The organism is Citrobacter sp. Cpo100, from assembly GCF_030332595.1.
GTDB lineage: Bacteria > Pseudomonadota > Gammaproteobacteria > Enterobacterales > Enterobacteriaceae > Citrobacter > Citrobacter portucalensis.
Genome location: NZ_JAOWHM010000037.1, coordinates 165,358 through 184,346 on the forward strand (window position 1 = coordinate 165,358; position 18,989 = coordinate 184,346).

The window sequence follows — 18,989 nt, forward strand, 5'->3', positions numbered from 1 at the left end:
TATCGGTTGGTTCAACGTCACGGCGACCGCTCGCTGCCGATAAGGTAATTTTGCACACGGGTAGTCAAAAGAAAATTGATGTGATTGGTGTTTCAATACGGAACATTAGCATCTTTTAATGTTCCATATTGAAACGTGGTGGTGCATAAAACAGCGGAAGTGAGAGATGCGGCAAAGTTTATGCTGACGGCATCATGAGTAAAACGTTATTCCTTACTCTTCTTTGCCATTAAAATCGAAAAACCAGAACAAGATAAAACCAATAAAACCAAAAATTAGCAGAATAGCCAGGGTATAGACTTCATATCGCGCGGCATCTGCAGCAATCGTCTGTAACTTGTCCATTGCCGGGGCTGGCTGCTCTTTGAATAGCATGAGTTGCCATTCATAAAGGTTTGTTGTTTTTATCTCTTTAATCGGTTCCCAAATATGGTTAGCCGCCGCGCCGAGTGCTAAAGCAGAAAACAGTGCGCCGTAAATACGTTGGCGTTTTTCCTGACGCTGACTAATAGCCTGGCGCATGAGCTGATCCAATTGCTCTATCTGCGTCATGAGCTCCTGACGTTGCTCAGACAATCCCCACTGCCGAGAGAGATCTTCACTCAGTTGGTTATGTAGGGCATCGTTGCCGACTAAAGCACCTTTATTCATGGCTTTTAGCGCCTGGGCTTTGGTTTCCAGCATCATTTCGGACCAGTCAGATAGACGACGAATTTTTCCCTTTCGGTTGTGTTTTTGCTGCGACTCGAGCAGATCCTTGAGCCACTGTTCAATCTGTTGGGCAGAGTTCGCCAGAAAATTTTCATACTCATGGCTTACATCCGCTACAGAAATGGCCGCTTTAATCAGTATCGCCAGATGTTTATCCTCTTCTTCGCGACAGAAGATTGTGACGCCATGACGGTGAGCGATAACCAGAATATTGCTGTACCATTGGCAGTGGTACTCGCTGGTGGGGGGGAGATCCGCAGGACTCCTAACGACGCGCGTGCTATCGCTCTGTGCTGCCAGCCAGGCATGAAAGGTGGGGGTATCGATCATTCGCATCAGCGGGACGATCGTAATATCACCACCCTCCGGGATGCGATGCTGATAGACACGAATGCATTTACCTTTTGTGCGGCAATCAAGTTCGGGTAAAGCTATTGGCACAATGGCGTTATCAAGATAACGGGTAAAATAATTTTCCCAGATTGCGGGCAAAACGTCTTTTTGCCAGGTCAGTTTCGAGCCGGGCTCTCCGGGCGCAAGCTGCTTCGGTGCCGCAATTAGCGTCATTCTGCCTTGATCGTCGTACCAGGGTTGGTTCGGTGCGCCTGGGATCAATTTATCGCTTCCGGCCAGGCGATAGCTTTCGAGAAAACGCGGAGTATCGCGCGGGCGTAGCCCTTGCCAGGCCACATCTTCACGTTGTTCCAGAGCGGACCACAGGGCATCAAGGCGTGTCCCCTGAATCGGGTTGAGCGAAATAACGATATCATTTCCCGTACCCACTTCTCGCGGTCGATAAATGGCCAGCAACCCAAATCCATTGTGCGTCCAACTGCGTTCTTTATCGCACCGCGCGAGAATTTTCAACATACCAGAGGGGAGCGTTTCGGTAATAAACAGTGCATCAACCACCGTTTGCCGCCGGCCTGTGCCGAGATCCAGCAGGAGTTGGCAGGTAACCGAACGCTTGATAACGTGTTGGTAAATCTGTTGCTCATACGCCAGACTTGCGACCGCACTTGCATAACATTGCGTGTGCATGGGCATAATGCCTGCGGTGGGGTCTGGGTTGGCTATCATCATATCGCTCAACAGGCGAAGGCAGGCCAGCATGTTGTGGCGAACAACGGCAGTATCATCCATGGATTGCTCGCACAGGCTGCTATGCGCGAGTGCGGATAACAAGCAAGCGGCAGAACGAGTTGTATCATCACCGTCCAGATAAATACCGCTTTCCCATGCGGTGACGTATTCCAGCCACGGATGTGTTGATAGCGACAGCGAACCAGCGGCATCGAGATGGTTCAAAAACAGCAACAGCGTAAAACAGGTATCCAGAGAGAAATCTTCGATAACGATTCGTTGTATTCCCTGGACACTTGAGAGTTTACTGCGCCATATAGACCATTGACGATCGTCGGCATTTGCCACCAGTTCACTCACCGAATTGTAGTGACCTGCACGGTATCCTTTGTTATTGAGCGCGACACCCTTTTGGCTTTCCGTATCATTGCCGTCGCCCAATCCGATCAGTAGGCTGCCTGCCGGTGCATCACGCTGCGACGGATTGAACTCGAAAGTAAACAGCGGCCATGCATTATTGAATGCGAACATATAATTCTCTTTCGATGAATGTGTTGTTGGATCGCTCATTATTTGACTACGTTATAAATGACCCGTTGTGAGCGACTCCAGTTATCGCCAATCGCAATATTGGGCTCATGGTTTTCTTGTTTTACGCAGTAGTTCTTAACCAGGCTTTTTAACTCTGCCTCGTTGAGTGTGCCGAACATCAGACGCGTATTCAGTTCTTTCAATAACACATCATGGAGTGAATAAGTGGTCGGTCTTTGCAGTGAAAATTGCGCCGCGTCAGCCAGTAACTCACGCGCATTATCGGCCATCAGACGGCGCTCACAGCGACCTGCAGGTTCATTTTTGGCCATTTCTTCATCGTAAGCTTTCTTCTGGGCTTTCTCAAAATTAAGCGCTCTGTCCAGTTCCGCTTTAATACCCTGAACATCCTTGGCAGAAGAACAGAATGTTTTTAAATAACGAATCTGTATGGGGGTCAGCGTGCCATTGTGGTCCGCTTGCTGACGTAATTTACCGGCCATTCTGAGGCAGCCGTTTTTTTCATCCATCAACGACGCTGATTGTAATAGGGCATTCAACGTTTCCTGGCGATCTTCCTGTAATGCGGCTTCGGCATAATACAGTTTCCAGCGCATGCCTCCGGCAAGAAACAGATTGACAACCTGGGTATCACCGCGGTCGATAGCGGCGCGAAGATTTTTTTCATCCCAGGCAATGCCGATATTCGCCAGTTCTTTACGCGGATCGTTACTGGTTTCTTTTTTCGCCCCAGCAACCGTTTTACCCACTTCCCCGAGATCGCTACGGATGGACTCCGTATTCACCAGCGTCTTGGTTGAGGTTCCGAAAGTCAGTACTGAGCCAACAATAATGACGACGATACCGCCCAGCACCCAGGCTACTCGATTGCGAATGATGCGCGTATCAATTTTGATTTTTCCAATATCCTGAGCCTGAGCCACCAGATCATCCTTTATTTCCTGAACGTCACCGCCGAGATCTTCAATTTTTTGGGCTGTCTGTTCGAAATAGTGAGCAACCTCAGCATTGCTGTCATCAAAAAAGCGATCAGGGTTAACTTTTACCCGGCCTTCGTCGAAGGCCTCCTGTACCGGCTCAGTAATTTCTTGGTAATAGTAATTCATCAATGTTGTTTGGACGGAGGTTACCCGCTTATGATGCGCCAGACGGTTGCGAATTACGCGAATATCGTCAAGAAAGGTATTCAGTGTTCTACGTTTATCGTTAACAAAGCTGAGCAAAGGGGTATATTGATAAAGTGGAGAGTAGTGGATGGGATATTCGTCTTTATCAATAAATAGTGAGGCGAGTTCACTGAAAAGGGTACCGCTCAATACGTCATCACGATCGGCAACGTTGAGCCATTTTTTTACACGTTCCTGACCAAATAGTTTGTTTAGGTGCTCAAGTAGGGCTTGTTGGTTATTGTACGCTTCATTAATTAAACTACGAATGGTCAGCTCTAATGCTCGTACCTGCTGCAAACTACGTAACTGCTTTTCTTCGCCTTCGTTATGCAGCGTCGTTGAATAAGTTAATTGAGGCTGTTTTTCTCGCAAATATTCGAGCTGCCACAAAAAACGCAACGCGGCAATGGTCAGATTTCTGTCGGCAGGCTGGCCATCTGTATTTCTGCCGAGCCATTTGTTCAAGGTGCGTAATGCAGCAAGAAAGCTCGCCATTTCCTGCTCATTATAGTTAAACCGGGCCGCTACACTGCTCCAGTTGCCCAATCTCTCTCGGGCTTTATCAAGTGAATAATAAAACGTATCAGGCGAAAGTTGCGTGGGGGCTGGCATACCCAGCAGGGATAAAATTTGTGGAAACGCGCTGTCGAAAAGAGACAGGCAACGAGTAAAATCGTTGTGCTCAGAAGCAGATGAATGATCGACCATTATATTCTCACGTGGTTATTCGCTGAGTTTTCCCGGCCCGATCTAATCGCACTGTGTCAGGCAACTTTCCCTGCAGCCAGAATGCCATAATTCGACAATTATTCGGGATTTTTAATCGGTTCGTCAATATATATGGGGGGCGTAATATTGGTAGTAGACATTGCAACCAATAATGCGTTGCTATGGGTTCTTAACGCAAATTATGGTTGCAGCGATGGAATTTAATGTTTATTGGCTAACAAAATGCGCAGATATTGGGTAAGTAAAACGCAGAAAGCGGGGCAGATGAATCAGGCTACTACACGCCAATAATGCCACAAATAATGCAGCATTATTGGCGTAACTCACGACTGGCGTTTATCGTCGGTCAAAAACGTTGGCATATCTGCCGTCGTATTAGCCCGGATAAATTCCGCGATCTTTACGTGCCAGCAGAATGCGTTCGCAGGCAACAATGTAGGCTGCGGTACGCAGGGAGCAGGATTTCTCAGCTGCTTTTTCCCATACGTGCACCATCGCATCAGTCATGATTTTGTCCATGCGATTGTTGATCTCTTCTTCACTCCAGAAGAAGCTTGCCATGTCCTGGACCCATTCGAAGTAGCTGACGGTTACGCCGCCTGCGTTACATACGACGTCAGGTACCACGATGATACCGCGGCTTGCCAGCATATCATCGGCATCCGGGTAAGTCGGGCCGTTCGCGCCCTCAAGTACCAGTTTGCAGGTCAGTATTTCTGCACGCTGACGGGTAATCTGTCCTTCCAGCGCGGCAGGGATCAGGATATCCATCTCCACGCTCCAGAAGGCTTCGCTGGCGATGGTTTCAGCGCCTGGGAAACCGGCAATCTGTTTGTGCTCCAACTGCCAGGCAGACAGCGCGGTCATGTCGATACCCGTGGAGTTAAACAGCGTTGCGGTGTGATCCTGAATAGCGACGACACGCGCACCCGCTGCGGCGAACAGGCGGGCGGCTTCGCTGCCGACGTTACCGAAACCTTGTACCGCCACGCGAGCGCCTTCAACTTCAATGTTCGCACGACGCGCGACTTCCAGACCGCTGACGAAAACGCCGCGACCGGTGGCTTTATCACGGCCTAACGAGCCGCCGAGGTGAATAGGTTTACCGGTGACCACACTGGTCACGGTGGTGCCGTGGTTCATGGAGTAGGTATCCATCATCCAGGCCATGACTTTTCCGTTAGTACCTACATCCGGCGCAGGAATGTCTTTCTGCGGCCCAATGATAATGCCGATTTCGCTGGTATAACGGCGGGTTAAACGCTCCAGTTCACCTTCAGAAAGTGAGAACGGATCGACGCGCACACCGCCTTTGGCTCCGCCGTACGGCAGGTTCAACGCTGCGCATTTGATGGTCATCCATGCGGACAGGGCCATCACTTCATTAAGATCAACATCAGGATGATAACGCACACCGCCTTTGCCCGGACCGCGGGAGAGGTTATGTTGCACGCGATACCCTTCAAAATGACGGATAGTGCCGTCATCCATCTGCACCGGGATATCGACAATCAGCGCGCGTTTTGGGTGGCGCAGGGTGTCCACCCAATGGGAAAGTTCGCCCAGGTAAGGGGCCACACGCTCGATTTGTTGCAGGTAGGTATTCCAGGCAGATGTGCTGCTATCTGAAGCGTAAGATAACTTATCCATGATAAACCTTAGTTATAAAAGTAATATGTTCTTAATTTGGCCGTGGTATACAGTGAATCTCACCATATAAACCTAAATTTAACATTTTTTTCATAGAACAGCCTGCCTGGCTAACACGGATTATCGGTATGAGCAGTGTGGATTTTGGCTTGGTGGTGAATGGTTATTCTTTATTTTGGCTTTCATCGCGGTTTTTTTTGCGATTTATGTAGTTTAATATGCATAACTTGTAAAAATCGCAATTTGTCAGATTTATGACGCACCTCTAAAAGTAAATAATATGATAATAAAATGTGTTTGCTTTATTGCTGTTAAGCTGGGCGTCAGTAGGTCACGGCGATGGTGACAGTATCGGCATAGTTGTCTGGCGTGTAGTTCGCGCTGGGGACGGTGGCGTAAACCGGGTAGGTAGTCGTTGTCCCGGTGCCGTTGCCCGCAACGGTATTAAGCGCAGTATTGCCCCAGATCGTACCGGAAGGACCTGGCGTCGAACTAAGCTGGTAGGGGACTTTATCCGTATTTGACCCCGTGCCTGCCATCACGCCGCTGCCTGCCGTATTGCCGTTGGAGGGTTGAAGTCCGATGGTGTAAGGGGTGTTATTAGAGCAGGCTACGCCTACGTTATTTGACGCCGTGAGATTACGACCCGTTCCGCTGGTGGGAGCAAAGCTGATGTTAGTCGCGGAGGTGATATTACACTGTTTGCTGACAGCAGCTGTGACGGTGAAAGGAAACCTGGCGGCAACGGTATCACCACAGGTGGTCGGTGGGAAAAGCAATCCAGGATTAAGGGTGACAAGGGCTGTCGCCGCCGTATAGCTATCCTGATAGTTTCCGGGGACGGCGGCGATTTGTGGCGTGACGATCTGCGCCGATACCGTGAGTGAACCCGTCACTGGCGTCAGATTCAGCAGGTTAAGCTGTACCATCGGAAAAGTGGTTCCGGTCAGGTATTGGCTCCCCCAAATTTTGCTGTGTCCGGGATCCTGGTAAAGCTGGTATGCCAGCGTTCTGGCGGGGTTTCCGCTTAACGACATATTTCGCGGTGTCACCTGGCCACTGACGGCCGAGGCGCCAATATTAAAACAGAGATTGATCCCTGCCAGCACGTCACCAAGCTCTTTGGTGCAAGTGTAACTGAACGTCATTGATGACGTTGCGCCTGTCGCAGACAGTGGATTGACCGAACCTAAATTTATGGCTTGCACATTGCTCACCGAACAGGTTACCGCATGGCTAATTGCCGGACAAAAAAGTACGGCAGCGATGAGTAGCAGATGTCTTAACCTCATGAGCGCACTCCTGTTAGTGTGGGCGACAAACCAGTGGACCTATTTGCACAATCCCCTTTGCTGACGCGGGATAGTCAAATTGCACGCGACAACTACCGATGTCCGTATCAACGCGCAGCGTGTTGTGCTGCTCCAGGGTGTCGAACCATGTCATTCCATCAAAGCCAACGACAGACGATTGTCCTTTTCCGTTGATGGCGTAAGCCATGCTGCCTTCAGGAATTGGCTTACCCTGATTGTCGACGAGGATAATCTGCGCAGCGCGGACGGGGGTGATGCCAAAGCTAACCAAAGTACCGGAACGATCGGCTGGCGTGGCATTCGTCTCAACGCGTGCGATCCGCATATTGGCAGGGAGATCCATCGGGTCAATACTGATCAGGTTTTTTTGATAACTGTTCAACGGGGTGACCAACAGTAGTCCCTGGTCATCGCTGCGGCCAATCAGGTTATTTTGCAATTTGACCGGAACATCAGGCACGCCGTCAGTTGAGACGACGGCAAAACCATTATTGATTTCTCTTGCTGCAAACAGGCCGCCTCCCATGGTCACCAGCGATCCGGTTGCGCCTGCATAACCGTAATGGTTATCCGGTAAACGGCTGAATCCCGCGTACGCTTTACCATAACGTCCCAGATATCCCACTTCGCCCTGGCCACTTTGCCGGGAAGCCTGCTGACTGGCAGCCAGATTCCAGCCCCAGCCGCCGTCGGCAGGGGGCGTCAGGCTGGCGTTGAGCTGGTAACCGGTTTCGTCGTTGGTACGTTGTAGGGTGCTGCTGGCGCTCAGATTGTTGTCGGTCGTGATGGTTACCATCAGATAGAGGCTACGATCGCGGTTGTCGTCAATGTTCTGGTTGAATCCGGCATTCAGTGAGATGTTGTCGGTGAGAGATTTAAACCAGCTGGCATTGGCGTAGCGCACCGCATTTTCGTGTGGATATCGAAACTGCAAATAGCTCAGGCTGACATTACCGGCTGCTTCCAGCGAATAACCAATAACCGTGTTGTTGTTAAGCGTGGGGGGCGGCTCACCGTAATGGGTGGCGACATCGCGATAATCGCCGGAAGTTGCCGTGGTACTGGTACTGAAATTAAACCGTTCGCCGGACCAACGGTAACCAAAACTGTACAAAAACCCGTTCTTTCCTGAGTCGGTACTTGCGGCAAGTGAGGTCGAAAACGTGCCGCTGCGGGTTCCTGGGATCCAGTCGTTACTGAAGCCCGCGTTAATCAGTCCATCGCTGGTTTCCGCGTGAGTCCCGGCGGTGAACGTATTGCTAAACCCGCGACGCCACGTAGCGCTCAATACTGGTGCGCTGGCATAATCAAAAGAGGAGTAACCATAATTTTCGCGTACCGTGCCTAATTCTGCCGACCAGGCGGTTAATCCTTCCCGCAGGAGTTGCTGATCGTTGTAGAACGAGAAATTTTGTACGCTCGTTCTGCCCAATGCATCTGTCATCATCACCTGACCCGTTCCCGCGCCGCTGATGTTAGGCATTGTGTTGATCTGAAAGCTACCTGCGGGGACTTCTCCGTTGTAGTACCTGACGCCGTCGACGTACAGCTCAACGTTTGACGGTAACGTCGCAGATCCCAGATATGCTGGAAGCGGGGTGGTTGGCATATAGGGCTGTAACCCAAAATCGGTGCCTATCTGAATGCCGCCGATTCGCGTCGGTCGGGACCAGATGAGTGAACTTGTCAGGGTATCGCCAACGGTTAACGCCAACATCGAATCAGGAAATGACGTACGCCAGCTGGTGTCGAGGCGCTCAACGCTGTTATCGGCATATTCCTCGGTAGAGTACTGCGTCAGCTGAGTGGTGCTGAGCACGCCGGTCGCATTGAAGGCGCGAATTTCGCTGAAGGTATTGATTGCGCTTTCATCCCCCTGTTGCGTATAGATATCATAATTGAGCAGCGCCCCGCGTGATGTTGTTGCCGTTGGCGCGGTTTCGGTGGGCGAGTTAAGCTGCGTGGTCGCAAGATCGAGTGAACTGAGCGGCGCAGTAAGCGAGAGCGTTTGCAACTGAACGTTGTAGTCAATGGTTAGCTGGGGGATATCGTTCAGGCAGACGGCGTTAGTGGCGTCTGGAGCAAAGCGAAAGCCCATTTTACGCAGAGTATCTGCTCCTGCATAAAGCTTTCCATTATCGTAGCCAAAATGAACCAGCCCAACGGGATTCCCATTTAACGTGACGTCGAGATACAAATCGACTCCCGTAATCTGCGAGGCGCTATTAATAACACCATTTTCGTTCTGGTTATTATTCAGCGTTTGTGCGCAAACCATTCCCGATATTAATACTCCATTGAGAAAGCAATATTTCACCAGAAGCCAGGATCTGTTACAGATCTTGTACTGTTTTTTGGCCATTGATTGTGACTTCAACTTTCCCGCCGTAATGATTATTCCTGGCTGACGGGGAAACTATCCAGCGCATTGTTGATCCGGGTAAAACGTAGCCTAATAGTCCGGGTGTAATGACTTTTTTAGTACCGTCAGGGCTTATAAATGTTGCAGCAGATAACTGTGCATGCCCATTTCCCTGATTACTGACTTCAATAAATTTTTTGCCATCCAGCTGCTGTAATTTCCATTGCAGTTTTGCCTGCGTTTGTGCCGCTGATGTTGGTTGAATGAAAACGGGAACAGAATAATGCAGCACAAACTGAAGCTTGTTTTTTTCTACTTTTGCAGGCGGTAACTCATCTATCGACAAACGATAAGCGTCTTCGGCATGTGCCGAGGGAGGGCTTGTACGAATAACGCGTATCAGCTGTCGTTCTCCAGGGGCCAATGCTAACATCGGCGGGCTAATCACCAGCCCCTGAGAGGGGGAGAGTTTGTCGTCATAAGCGCTTTGACTCCAGCGAAAAACCCGAACCTGGGCATTGAGCACATTTTCACCCGCGTTACTCAGCCAGATACCATCGGCATTTTGCGTCGCTTGCAACGTTAACGTGACCGGGGCTATTTGCAGTCCGCTGGCGGTGGCAAGATTGACGCTCGCAACCATCCCTAGCAGGCATGCGCAGGCACACTGCTTTACAGGCAGTTTTACTCTCATATGGCTTCCTGAAGTTAGTAGTTAACGTTAACCGTTACCGTGTCGGCATAGTCGTCAGGAGTGAAGTTGGCGCTCGGTGCGGTGGCATAAACAGTATACGTTTGCGCCAGACCTGTACCCGTCGCCGCTACCCCATTTCCAGGTGCGGTGTCGGTGGCGGTATTCCCCCACACCGGACCTGTTGCTGATGTACGATTTAGCTGATAGGGCACTTTGTCGGTATTGGTGGCAGCGTTAGCTACGGAGGACATGGCGCCAGATCCTGTTGTCGTCCCTCCATTGGCAGCCGACGGTGCCAGACCGATAAAATAGGGCGTGGTTTTTGAGCAATTAATTGAAATAGTGTTGCTTGCACTGGTATTTGTCGCCGTGGTATTCACCGGACCAAGTGTAATATTTGAAGCCGAACCGGCAGTTACGGTACAGGCCTTTTGAATCGTCATCAGCACCTGAAATGTTCCGTTAACGGTTGCTGCATTTGCCACAGAAATAATGGAAAAGGCGCAGCAACAAAGAATTAAGCGTTTGTCTAAGACTAGAGCCATATCCTTTACCTTTTTCAAATAACCACATTTATTACTTTAGAAAAACAATAATGTGGCACAAGAAGACATAATTTAACCCTAGAATAAGTATTAGACGTACGCCAGTTGATCTAATGAATTTTACTTAGGAAAAAGGTGATGTCGTCTGCAAAAAAATAATACCAATGGGTTAGTATATTGTTTTATTTTTATGCTATGGCCGGGGTTAAGTCAGGAGGATAGAGGGCAACATATTCCTTGGGTGGTACTCAAAATAACCAGCCAAAAAATGAGAGTTGTATGATTTATCTTACACGTATTACGTGTAGGTTACGGGCTGTGGAAAATGACCTTATAACCTTGTTCATTCCAGTGTTGGAGCAGTTCATTTTGTCTGCGGGTTGGCGTAATACCGGTCCAGACAAAAAGGGTTTGCCCAGGGAAAAGTTCAGGTCTTGGCGATTCAATGGGTTCAGCCAGAACGGCAATATGCCAACCAGATTGCGATAAGCGCCAGGCTTCGAGCCACAGACGGGTTCTGTCTTCAACATCCCAGGCCATCAGGAGGGCATCCTTTCCTGACTTGCGCCGCGTTTCAGACAGCAGTGTGGCAACATATTCAATCAATGCGCCATCAAGCATGCTGTTCATTATGCGGGATGTATTATGGTCAAGTATCAGCCGTTGACGTACGGGAAGATAAACGTGATCGATCAGCGCATCTACGGGGTGAACGCGACCGAGTGCAGTAATTTTGGCTCGCAGCTTCGGTGGATGCGCCATGCGAAGAATGCTCATCATCTCTTCTTGTAATTGATTCCAGTCGTCGTCAGCTTGACGGGTACTGGTTTCCAGCAATGCCTTAACTTTCCCAACAGGTATGCCATTGCTAATCCAACGTTTTATTTCTTCAATACGCTGAATATCTTCTTCATCAAAGAGTCGGTGGCCACCTTCACTGCGTTGAGGTTTGAGTAAACCGTAACGTCGTTGCCATGCCCGAAGGGTAACAGGATTTATCCCGCAACGTTCTGCGACATCCCCAATGCTGTAATAAGCCATAGTTCCCCCGGACACTCCTGATTCTCCGTCACCGATATGCGGTTCCTGTTACTTTGTACAACATGCATCAAATTGTACAAAACATACAGAGGATTCTAGCAAAATTAAGATTTACTTTACTATCACGCAGGGAGTAAATGCTGAATTTTTATGTTCAGCATGAGGGCGGTTGTGGTGATTGTTTATTTATAACAATGCGTTAGTTATTTTGACGCTGAGAAATCATTTTTCTCTGGCCATGCAACAGACGGAATACCATTCAGGCAGGCTTGTGCAAAAAGGTTACCCTGGAAGATTTCAATACCTGCGGACTCAAGCCACATCCACTCTTCAGGTTTTTCAACGCCGACTGCGGAAATCATGATTTCCAGTGAAGTGCAACATTTGATAATTGCCTGAATGATGGCCTGTCTTGGTCCACTTTTATGCACATCCGTGATCAGCTCGCGGCTTATCTTAATTCGGTCGGGTTGAAAACGAGACAGAAGCTGAAGCCCGGCAAAACCTGCCCCAAAATGATCTATCGCCACACAGATCCCCGCAGCCTTGAGTGACTTTACGGCCTGCGCGAACGTATCAAAGCGCGATATAACTTCGCTTTCGGTAAACTCTACAATGATTTGTTCAGGCACCAGTCCGTGCGCCGCGATTTCGTTTATCAGAAAGCTGACTGCATCGGGTTTGTTTACCAGGGTCATGGGGAGCAGATTGACTGACAGCATTTTGTCGTTAAGTCCCAGCGCGCTTGCCATTGCAAAAGCAGTCTTTTTGCTCTGCAGATCCGCGGTATACAGTTCTTCAGGATTTAAGTTGCCAAAATAAGTTGCGGGCGTTTCACCGTCTCTACCACGAATAAGTGCTTCCAGAGCAATGACGCGCTGCGACATAGGATCGATAATGGGTTGAAAAGCAAAGCTGAAATCGATACTGGACTGGAGTGTGCTTTCATCCAGGAGAGTACAAGAGTTGTCGGTAATAAAACTCCAGTAATCAGGCGCAGGTATTTCAAAATAACTCGATTTTTCCGTCGCAAGGACAAATGTGCGGAAAAACTGTAATGCCCGGTCATCATAGGTGAGCTGAAATTTTGATGTTCCCTTGTTAAGTACCGCTTGCAGGACGTCATTGCGTTCATGTTTTTGTAAATCAAATAACTCCATTCCCACCTTTCCGAATCTTCTCGCAGGCGCGTAATCACACATCAGCTCAACGATATTGTGGTGCCGTGGGTCGTTACATATACAACGATAAATCTCTTTTACCTGCTCCTCAGGTCCTTCAAGCAGTTGGAAAAAGTGGCGGCCATTAAAGAGTAAAATTCCCGTAACATCGGATCGCCGGTTTTTTAGATTTGCGGCTGTCACCATATCCTCAAGCGCTCTGAGGGGGGCGTCATCACGTAGATGGCTACGGTAAATAATGGTCGTGAGCATGGACAGTCCGGGATCAAGGGAAGGGAAGAGATATGGACAGTATCAAACAAACCATCTTATGTCCTGATTTTAATACATTATTCTAACTTTATTTTTACGAACAAAGGCCCTTAAAAAGATCGAATTCATTCGTTAAACGAAGTGGATTGTACAACTGAATTTGATTTTATGTACTTTGATATTTATCTAAATTACTGATTATATTGATTTAGCACTTTTTGATAAAAATTGATGATTCGATTTGTACACATTTTTGGTACAACTTTGCTACTGTTATAAAACTTAATATTCACCAGCATTTTGTTACAGGAGCATGACATGCAGCAGCATACCGTTCGCACTGATACTGCAAGCGCGATTTCTCGTTACTTTGCGAAGGCGCATCTGCCAACTCAACAGGAAACATTGGGAGAAATCGTCACTGAGATACTCAAGGATGGACGAAATCTGAACCGCAAATCACTTTGCACCAAGCTTCTGTGTCGTCTTGAAAAAGCATCTGGGGAGAAAGAACAGAAACATTACAATGCGTTAATTGGTCTGCTTTTTGAATAAAATAAACCCCTTACTTATAGGGGTAAGTAGTGAAGGAGTTATGAAGAAAACTGATAGTGAACGCCTGAAACATGAAATTACAGGTTTGGCTGTGCTAGAAATTTTGCGAATGCATACAGACGTTTCGTTAGCCGCAGTGATTAAGCAATTGCGACTTATGCAGGCCAGTGAAATAGATGGCACACGCAAGCAATTAATTGACAGCGTTATCAATGATGTTACAAACATTAATCCGGGGAAGATAAGTAGAAAACCGGATAAAACCAGAGATGAGAGTGCTTTCAGTGCCAGCAAAAACCCTAAATTACATTAAAGATAATCTTCCAGACTATACAAGCGAGGTTACCATGCTTCATGAAATTAATGTCCACAGTGTAATGACGGATAAAGCTTTATCAAGTTACTTCCATAATGCAGGTGAGCTATTAGCAGATGAGTCTGTGGTATTGGGACAGGCGGTAACAAATGTAATTCTGGCAGGTGATAATGTTAATAATAAAAACATCATTTTAAGCCTGATTAGTTCTCTGGAATCAACAGTTGACGTTGTCCAGGCAGATGTTATCAGAAAAACCCTGGAAATAGTGCTGCGCTACACAGCTGACGACGTCTAAAAAGTCTTCATGTTAATATAATATGTACAGTACCTTTGTTATATGCTGAAAGCACTCATGCTGAGCATTTTTTTGATTAAGACTATACATAGCACCCTCTCTAGAACAATTGTGATTTTTCATTGAGGCCATAATGATGAACATCGTTCAGGAACACACTGGAAACGCAGAGTTATGGATTGATGATATTTTTATCAGGCAAGGGCTAAAGAATATTCTTGCAGATATTGTTTTCGAAGATGATAAGACGCATCTGGTTTTTTTCACCGCCAATCACTTTGAGGCGGTAAAAAGGCAAAATTACGATCTGAAAACGCATCGTCTGGTACTGCTGATTGATGGTCATCTGTACAGATATCTCAATGATTTATCACTTTACAGACTGCCAATAGATGTTAGCGTTGCCACATTCAAACAATTTATTATTGATATTACTCGTTCTGGCGGTATACACGACAATCAGTCAGAACTAAATATTTCGCTGACTGCGCGAGATAAATATATTCTAACGCAGTTAGGAGAAGGTCGAACTATTTTTGAGATATCCGCCTTGTTAAATCTACATTTGAAAACGATTTACCAGGCCAGGCAGAATCTGATCAAGAAGCTTGGTTGTTCTGGGCTGATTGATTTTCAGGGAATACTGCGAGCGAAAATATTCCGCAAATGGCTGGAACATGCCTGAGTAAATCGACAGTTCGTACTTACTTTTGGGGGATACGACAGGGCTAATGGCCCTGTCCGATATATTTTAAACTTCGCTACTCTGTCACCAGTTCATTTCCCATCTTCTGCTGATGATGTTTTTTGCTCAACGAGAAGTAGCCAAATATTAGCGTTATTACCACAATGCTGGCCATAATCAGGAAGATTTCCTGATAGCCCACTTTATCAAACAACTTACCGACAGGCAGTGACAGCACGATAATGCCAATGGAACTGGCGATATTGAAGCCAATAAGATATATCGTTGATGACAGGCGTTTATCAAAATTTGCTACGCTGAATTTAAACACTGAAATAACAAACAGTGGGACTTCCAGCGCATGAAGCATTTTAATCAAGGAGATAATATAGATATCGGTGAACAGTGCTGAACCCAGGATTCGACAGGTCATGATTGTGCCACCCAGCAGCAATGCGGATTTAGGCCCGATGCGGTTAATCAGGAATGGAACCAGCGCCATACCGACGGCTTCCATAAAGACCTGTACCGAGTTGAGGTAGCCGTATACGCGTGGTGCCAGTTCGGGATCGTCAAATAAGCTGGCGTAAAACACCGGGAACATCTGCTGATCGTAGATGCTATAGAACGACCAGGTACCGACGACAAAGATAACGAAAAACCAGAACTGCGTATCTTTAAAGATAGTGAGAAAATCCTTTCGGGTCAGCGCATCGGGTTCAGGAGAACGCGTTTTTACAGAAGATGGGGCGGGTGAGTTGGTTTTGAACAACACGTTAATCAACAGGAATAACACCCCCATTACCGATACGCACCAGAAGTTAATGTGTGGGTTGATGCTGAAGAAGATACCGCCAACAAATGTCCCTGCGGCGTAGCCAAGCGATCCCCACAAGCGGGCGGTGCCGAATTCAAAGTTGAATTTGCGGCTCACTTTTTCGACGAAGCTTTCTACCAGACCACAACCCGCGAGGTAGCCAAGGCCAAAGAAAATGGCTCCCAGCGCCATACCAAGTTTGAAGTTGGAGGTCAGCAGCGGTTCGTAAACATAAATCAGGAACGGGCCGCTGAGCGTGATGACTATCCCCATCAGCCAGATAAGGTGTTTACGGGTGCCGAGCTTATCCTGCAGAAAACCGTAGACCAGCATAAACAGCATGCTAAAGAACTGGTTTACGGCATACAGCATTCCCAGCTCCGTTCCGGACAGGCCAAGTTTATTTTTTAGCCATATCGCATAAAAAGACCACCACAACGACCAGGCGGCAAAGAAAAAAAGCAGATACCCGGACGAGTACCGATATTTGTCATTACTGAACGGCATATTTATCTTCATGATTTTTCCAATCCAGATCAGGTCATTGTAAGGTCTTTCTGATACGACGTAACGAGTGCGCTTTATTTCGGGGTAATCGTTCTCCGTAGCGACGGTTGTGACTGAATAAAGCTGCTCAGGTGTTGGCTGTCGGGAAACGCGCTTAGCGCGCCACGCCGGGTGGTCGCCAGAGCACCACAAGCGCTGGCCTGCTCGATAAGTGGAAGTAGCGTTGACGTCGATTTGGGCCAGCCTTCCTCGGCGAGTGCCGCCAGCAGCCCGGCCATAAAGGCGTCACCGGCGCCGGTGGTATCGATACTTTCGACGTTATAGCCGCTTAAAGTTAGCCTGCTGTTTTGCCAGAAAGCGATAGCGCCGTCGGCACCGCGGGTGACGATTTTCAGGCGTGCAGGAAAATCAACCAGACGTTCGCAGGCGTTACTGAGACAGTTGGTCTGCGTTAGCCACAGCAGTTCTTCTTCCGACATCTTCAGAATGTCGCTCTGCCGGGCAAACTCGTTGACAAGGTCAAACATCTGCATCTCGTTGCTCCACATCTGCGGACGCAGATTGATGTCAAAGCTCAGAGTGCCGCCGGTCTGTCGCAATGCGGCCATAGCCTGGGCGAGGGTGGCGCGGCAGTCAGGGGCAACCAGCGCCAGCGAGCAGAAGTGCAGAATATCGGCACCAAAGTCGGGCAGGCTCGCCGGGCTGAGAAATTGATCGGCAGACGGATTGACCAAAAACTCAAACTGCCGCTCGCCGTTGGGAGCCAGTGAAACCAGTACGGTACTGGTGTGCTGATGTGCATCAAACTCCAGACTTCCTGTATCCACCTGCGCTGTTTCCAGCGTCTGATGCAGAAATCGACCAAAAGTGTCATTGCCCACACGGCCAATAAAACCGCTGGCGCGGCCAAGGCGAGCCACGCCGATTGCCACATTGAAGGGAGCGCCTCCCGCGCAGGCTTCAAACTGCATATTGTCGCGCGGCAATAAATCCACCACAGCGTCTCCGAGCGTCCAGATAGTCATTATTTTTCCCCAAAGCAGTAAGACGGATGTTTATTTGGCGCTGAGCGGCCAGGCATGCCCTTGATTAAAAATGGCGTGTCCGTTCAGGCTGAATAAGGTCAGTTGGCGATCGTCCGGTTCAGGATAAATACGACTGCTAAGGGTATATTCACCGTGATTGACAAATACCTCTACCGAGGAGCTGTCGATAAATAAGCGCAGATCCAGCCGGTCACCAACTGGCAGCGGCACGCTGCGATAACCAGAGAGACCATGCTGCGGGTAGCGACGATCCAGCACCAGACGCTGTGCCTGAGCATCGACGTAGACCCGTAGTCCGCCACCCAGCGCGATACCATATTCTTCAGCACTGCTGCGGGCGATATCGATGCTCAGTTCGACTTCAATAGCGTGCGCCTGCTCCTCTACCATCAGGGTGCGATTGTGCAGTTCGCTGACCGGCCAGACATGAAGCTCACCGCGTAATAATTCCAGCTCTTTCACCGGGTTCATACGCAGCCGCTGATCGGTATCGAGCGTCACCTCGCGGGGGAGGGTAAGCATGCCCGCCCAGCCGTCGGCTTGTTCTGGCATTGGCGATTCCCACATCGACAGCCAGCCAATCACGATGCGGCGCCCATCCGGGGTAGTAAATGACTGGGGGGCGTAAAAATCATGCCCGTGATCCATCTCCTGGAAGGCGTGGGTGTCGTGAAAATGGAGATTATCCGGCCATTCGCCGACCATATAGCCGCTCTGGAACAGGTTACGGCAATCGTATCCGTCTGCGGCGATGCCCTGAGGCGAGAACATGAAGACGAGCTTATCGTTGAGTGGGAAGAGGTCTGGGCACTCCCACATGTAGCCCATGCCGTCATCGGCCCTGCCGAGCGTGCTGGCAAACTGCCAGTGCTGTAGATCTTGCGAGCGATAGAGCTGCACTTCGCCCACGTCATCGACCCGGGCGCCCACCACCATGTACCAGTTGTCTCCCTCTTGCCAGACTTTCGGATCGCGAAAATGGTGTACGCCTCGCGGGGTATCCAGAATCATGCCCTGGCGTTCAAAGTGAATCCCGTCGGTGCTGGTGGCCAGGCACTGTACCTGATACAGGTTTTCCTCTTTCGCCTCGCCGTCAAACTTGTGTCCGGTGTAGATCAGGGCCAGCTTATTACCTTCAACCACCGCTGAACCGGAAAAACAGCCGTCTTTATCTTCCGGCCCTTCTGGTGCCAGTGCGATGGGTAAGTGCTCCCAGTTCACCATATCGCGGCTGCGCGCATGGCCCCAGTGCATTGGTCCCCAGACCGGCTGCCACGGATAGTGCTGATAGAACGCATGGTAGTAACCATCGAACCAGGACAGACCGTTGGGATCATTCATCCAACCCGCCGGTGGCGCCAGGTGATAGCGTGGATACCAGCGCGGGTTTATAAGGTCTTTCTGCTGGCTTAAGGCTTCGTTGGCTTTGGAAAGTAGTGACGTCATTTGCTTGTCCCTATAAGTGAATTGATCAAAAGATAAC

16 protein-coding genes are annotated in these 18,989 nt (G+C 48.9%); 4 read left to right on the forward strand and 12 right to left on the reverse strand.

The features are described 5' to 3' along the window. Positions 1-213: 213 nt before the first annotated feature. The 9 genes from OGX96_RS16370 to OGX96_RS16410 all read right to left on the reverse strand — a co-directional run bounded on the left by OGX96_RS16370 (position 214) and on the right by OGX96_RS16410 (position 13,282). On the reverse strand, positions 214-2,325 hold the full coding sequence (locus OGX96_RS16370; protein ID WP_137377341.1) for a hypothetical protein: 2,112 nt from the start codon (positions 2,323-2,325) through the stop codon (positions 214-216). A 38-nt stretch (positions 2,326-2,363) separates the two neighbouring features. After that, positions 2,364-4,223, reverse strand: a complete 1,860-nt coding sequence (locus tag OGX96_RS16375) for an STY4199 family HEPN domain-containing protein (protein WP_133158641.1) — start codon at positions 4,221-4,223, stop codon at positions 2,364-2,366. 396 nt (positions 4,224-4,619) lie between these two features. Further along, entirely contained in the window at positions 4,620-5,894 is a 1,275-nt protein-coding gene (locus OGX96_RS16380) for a Glu/Leu/Phe/Val family dehydrogenase (RefSeq protein WP_032943729.1), read from the reverse strand. Between the two features lie 323 nt (positions 5,895-6,217). Continuing rightward, positions 6,218-7,186, reverse strand: a complete 969-nt coding sequence (locus tag OGX96_RS16385; RefSeq protein WP_204192034.1) for a Csu type fimbrial protein — start codon at positions 7,184-7,186, stop codon at positions 6,218-6,220. Positions 7,187-7,199: 13 nt separating this feature from the next. Then, positions 7,200-9,485 carry a fimbria/pilus outer membrane usher protein gene (locus tag OGX96_RS16390; protein WP_286583636.1) on the reverse strand — a complete coding sequence of 762 codons (2,286 nt, stop codon included), beginning with the start codon at positions 9,483-9,485 and terminating at the stop codon, positions 7,200-7,202. 55 nt (positions 9,486-9,540) lie between these two features. Next, entirely contained in the window at positions 9,541-10,263 is a 723-nt protein-coding gene (locus OGX96_RS16395; protein WP_003833508.1) for a fimbrial biogenesis chaperone, read from the reverse strand. A gap of 14 nt (positions 10,264-10,277) precedes the next feature. Next, the gene (locus OGX96_RS16400; protein WP_003833507.1) at positions 10,278-10,808 is read right to left on the reverse strand and encodes a Csu type fimbrial protein; all 531 of its coding nucleotides are present in this window, start codon (positions 10,806-10,808) and stop codon (positions 10,278-10,280) included. Positions 10,809-11,117: 309 nt separating this feature from the next. Beyond that, positions 11,118-11,849, reverse strand: a complete 732-nt coding sequence (locus OGX96_RS16405; protein ID WP_008784993.1) for a MerR family transcriptional regulator — start codon at positions 11,847-11,849, stop codon at positions 11,118-11,120. Between the two features lie 203 nt (positions 11,850-12,052). Beyond that, on the reverse strand, positions 12,053-13,282 hold the full coding sequence (locus tag OGX96_RS16410; RefSeq protein WP_286573507.1) for a diguanylate phosphodiesterase: 1,230 nt from the start codon (positions 13,280-13,282) through the stop codon (positions 12,053-12,055). Positions 13,283-13,600: 318 nt separating this feature from the next. Between OGX96_RS16410 and ycgZ the strand changes: the two genes are divergently transcribed. The 4 genes from ycgZ (at position 13,601) to OGX96_RS16430 (ending at position 15,136) form a co-directional block, all read left to right on the forward strand. Beyond that, complete coding sequence (gene ycgZ / locus OGX96_RS16415; protein WP_003833500.1) at positions 13,601-13,837, forward strand: regulatory protein YcgZ; 237 nt, start codon at positions 13,601-13,603, stop codon at positions 13,835-13,837. 40 nt (positions 13,838-13,877) lie between these two features. Then, entirely contained in the window at positions 13,878-14,150 is a 273-nt protein-coding gene (locus tag OGX96_RS16420; RefSeq protein ID WP_286583639.1) for a hypothetical protein, read from the forward strand. A 34-nt stretch (positions 14,151-14,184) separates the two neighbouring features. Continuing rightward, on the forward strand, positions 14,185-14,451 hold the full coding sequence (locus tag OGX96_RS16425; protein ID WP_008784990.1) for a biofilm development regulator YmgB/AriR family protein: 267 nt from the start codon (positions 14,185-14,187) through the stop codon (positions 14,449-14,451). A gap of 133 nt (positions 14,452-14,584) precedes the next feature. Next, the gene (locus tag OGX96_RS16430; RefSeq protein WP_234096201.1) at positions 14,585-15,136 is read left to right on the forward strand and encodes a LuxR C-terminal-related transcriptional regulator; all 552 of its coding nucleotides are present in this window, start codon (positions 14,585-14,587) and stop codon (positions 15,134-15,136) included. Between the two features lie 76 nt (positions 15,137-15,212). On the opposite strand, the gene OGX96_RS16435 is transcribed toward OGX96_RS16430, so the two are convergent. The 3 genes from OGX96_RS16435 to OGX96_RS16445 form a co-directional block, all read right to left on the reverse strand. Continuing rightward, the gene (locus OGX96_RS16435; protein ID WP_071446227.1) at positions 15,213-16,472 is read right to left on the reverse strand and encodes an MFS transporter; all 1,260 of its coding nucleotides are present in this window, start codon (positions 16,470-16,472) and stop codon (positions 15,213-15,215) included. A 62-nt stretch (positions 16,473-16,534) separates the two neighbouring features. Next, complete coding sequence (locus OGX96_RS16440) at positions 16,535-17,485, reverse strand: PfkB family carbohydrate kinase (protein WP_286583642.1); 951 nt, start codon at positions 17,483-17,485, stop codon at positions 16,535-16,537. Positions 17,486-17,515: 30 nt separating this feature from the next. Continuing rightward, positions 17,516-18,952, reverse strand: coding sequence for a glycoside hydrolase family 32 protein (locus OGX96_RS16445; RefSeq protein WP_286583644.1), 1,437 nt, complete (start codon positions 18,950-18,952; stop codon positions 17,516-17,518). Positions 18,953-18,989 lie beyond the last annotated feature (37 nt).

Bases quoted from the DNA above. Each gene is read 5' to 3' on its own strand.
- OGX96_RS16370 (WP_137377341.1), bottom strand. From the start codon at position 2,325: ATGTTCGCATTCAATAATGCATGGCCGCTGTTTACTTTCGAGTTCAAT.
- OGX96_RS16375 (WP_133158641.1), bottom strand. From the start codon at position 4,223: ATGGTCGATCATTCATCTGCTTCTGAGCACAACGATTTTACTCGTTGC.
- OGX96_RS16380 (WP_032943729.1), bottom strand. From the start codon at position 5,894: ATGGATAAGTTATCTTACGCTTCAGATAGCAGCACATCTGCCTGGAAT.
- OGX96_RS16385 (WP_204192034.1), bottom strand. From the start codon at position 7,186: ATGAGGTTAAGACATCTGCTACTCATCGCTGCCGTACTTTTTTGTCCG.
- OGX96_RS16390 (WP_286583636.1), bottom strand. From the start codon at position 9,485: ATGGTTTGCGCACAAACGCTGAATAATAACCAGAACGAAAATGGTGTT.
- OGX96_RS16395 (WP_003833508.1), bottom strand. From the start codon at position 10,263: ATGAGAGTAAAACTGCCTGTAAAGCAGTGTGCCTGCGCATGCCTGCTA.
- OGX96_RS16400 (WP_003833507.1), bottom strand. From the start codon at position 10,808: ATGGCTCTAGTCTTAGACAAACGCTTAATTCTTTGTTGCTGCGCCTTT.
- OGX96_RS16405 (WP_008784993.1), bottom strand. From the start codon at position 11,849: ATGGCTTATTACAGCATTGGGGATGTCGCAGAACGTTGCGGGATAAAT.
- OGX96_RS16410 (WP_286573507.1), bottom strand. From the start codon at position 13,282: ATGCTCACGACCATTATTTACCGTAGCCATCTACGTGATGACGCCCCC.
- ycgZ (WP_003833500.1), top strand. From the start codon at position 13,601: ATGCAGCAGCATACCGTTCGCACTGATACTGCAAGCGCGATTTCTCGT.
- OGX96_RS16420 (WP_286583639.1), top strand. From the start codon at position 13,878: ATGAAGAAAACTGATAGTGAACGCCTGAAACATGAAATTACAGGTTTG.
- OGX96_RS16425 (WP_008784990.1), top strand. From the start codon at position 14,185: ATGCTTCATGAAATTAATGTCCACAGTGTAATGACGGATAAAGCTTTA.
- OGX96_RS16430 (WP_234096201.1), top strand. From the start codon at position 14,585: ATGATGAACATCGTTCAGGAACACACTGGAAACGCAGAGTTATGGATT.
- OGX96_RS16435 (WP_071446227.1), bottom strand. From the start codon at position 16,472: ATGAAGATAAATATGCCGTTCAGTAATGACAAATATCGGTACTCGTCC.
- OGX96_RS16440 (WP_286583642.1), bottom strand. From the start codon at position 17,485: ATGACTATCTGGACGCTCGGAGACGCTGTGGTGGATTTATTGCCGCGC.
- OGX96_RS16445 (WP_286583644.1), bottom strand. From the start codon at position 18,952: ATGACGTCACTACTTTCCAAAGCCAACGAAGCCTTAAGCCAGCAGAAA.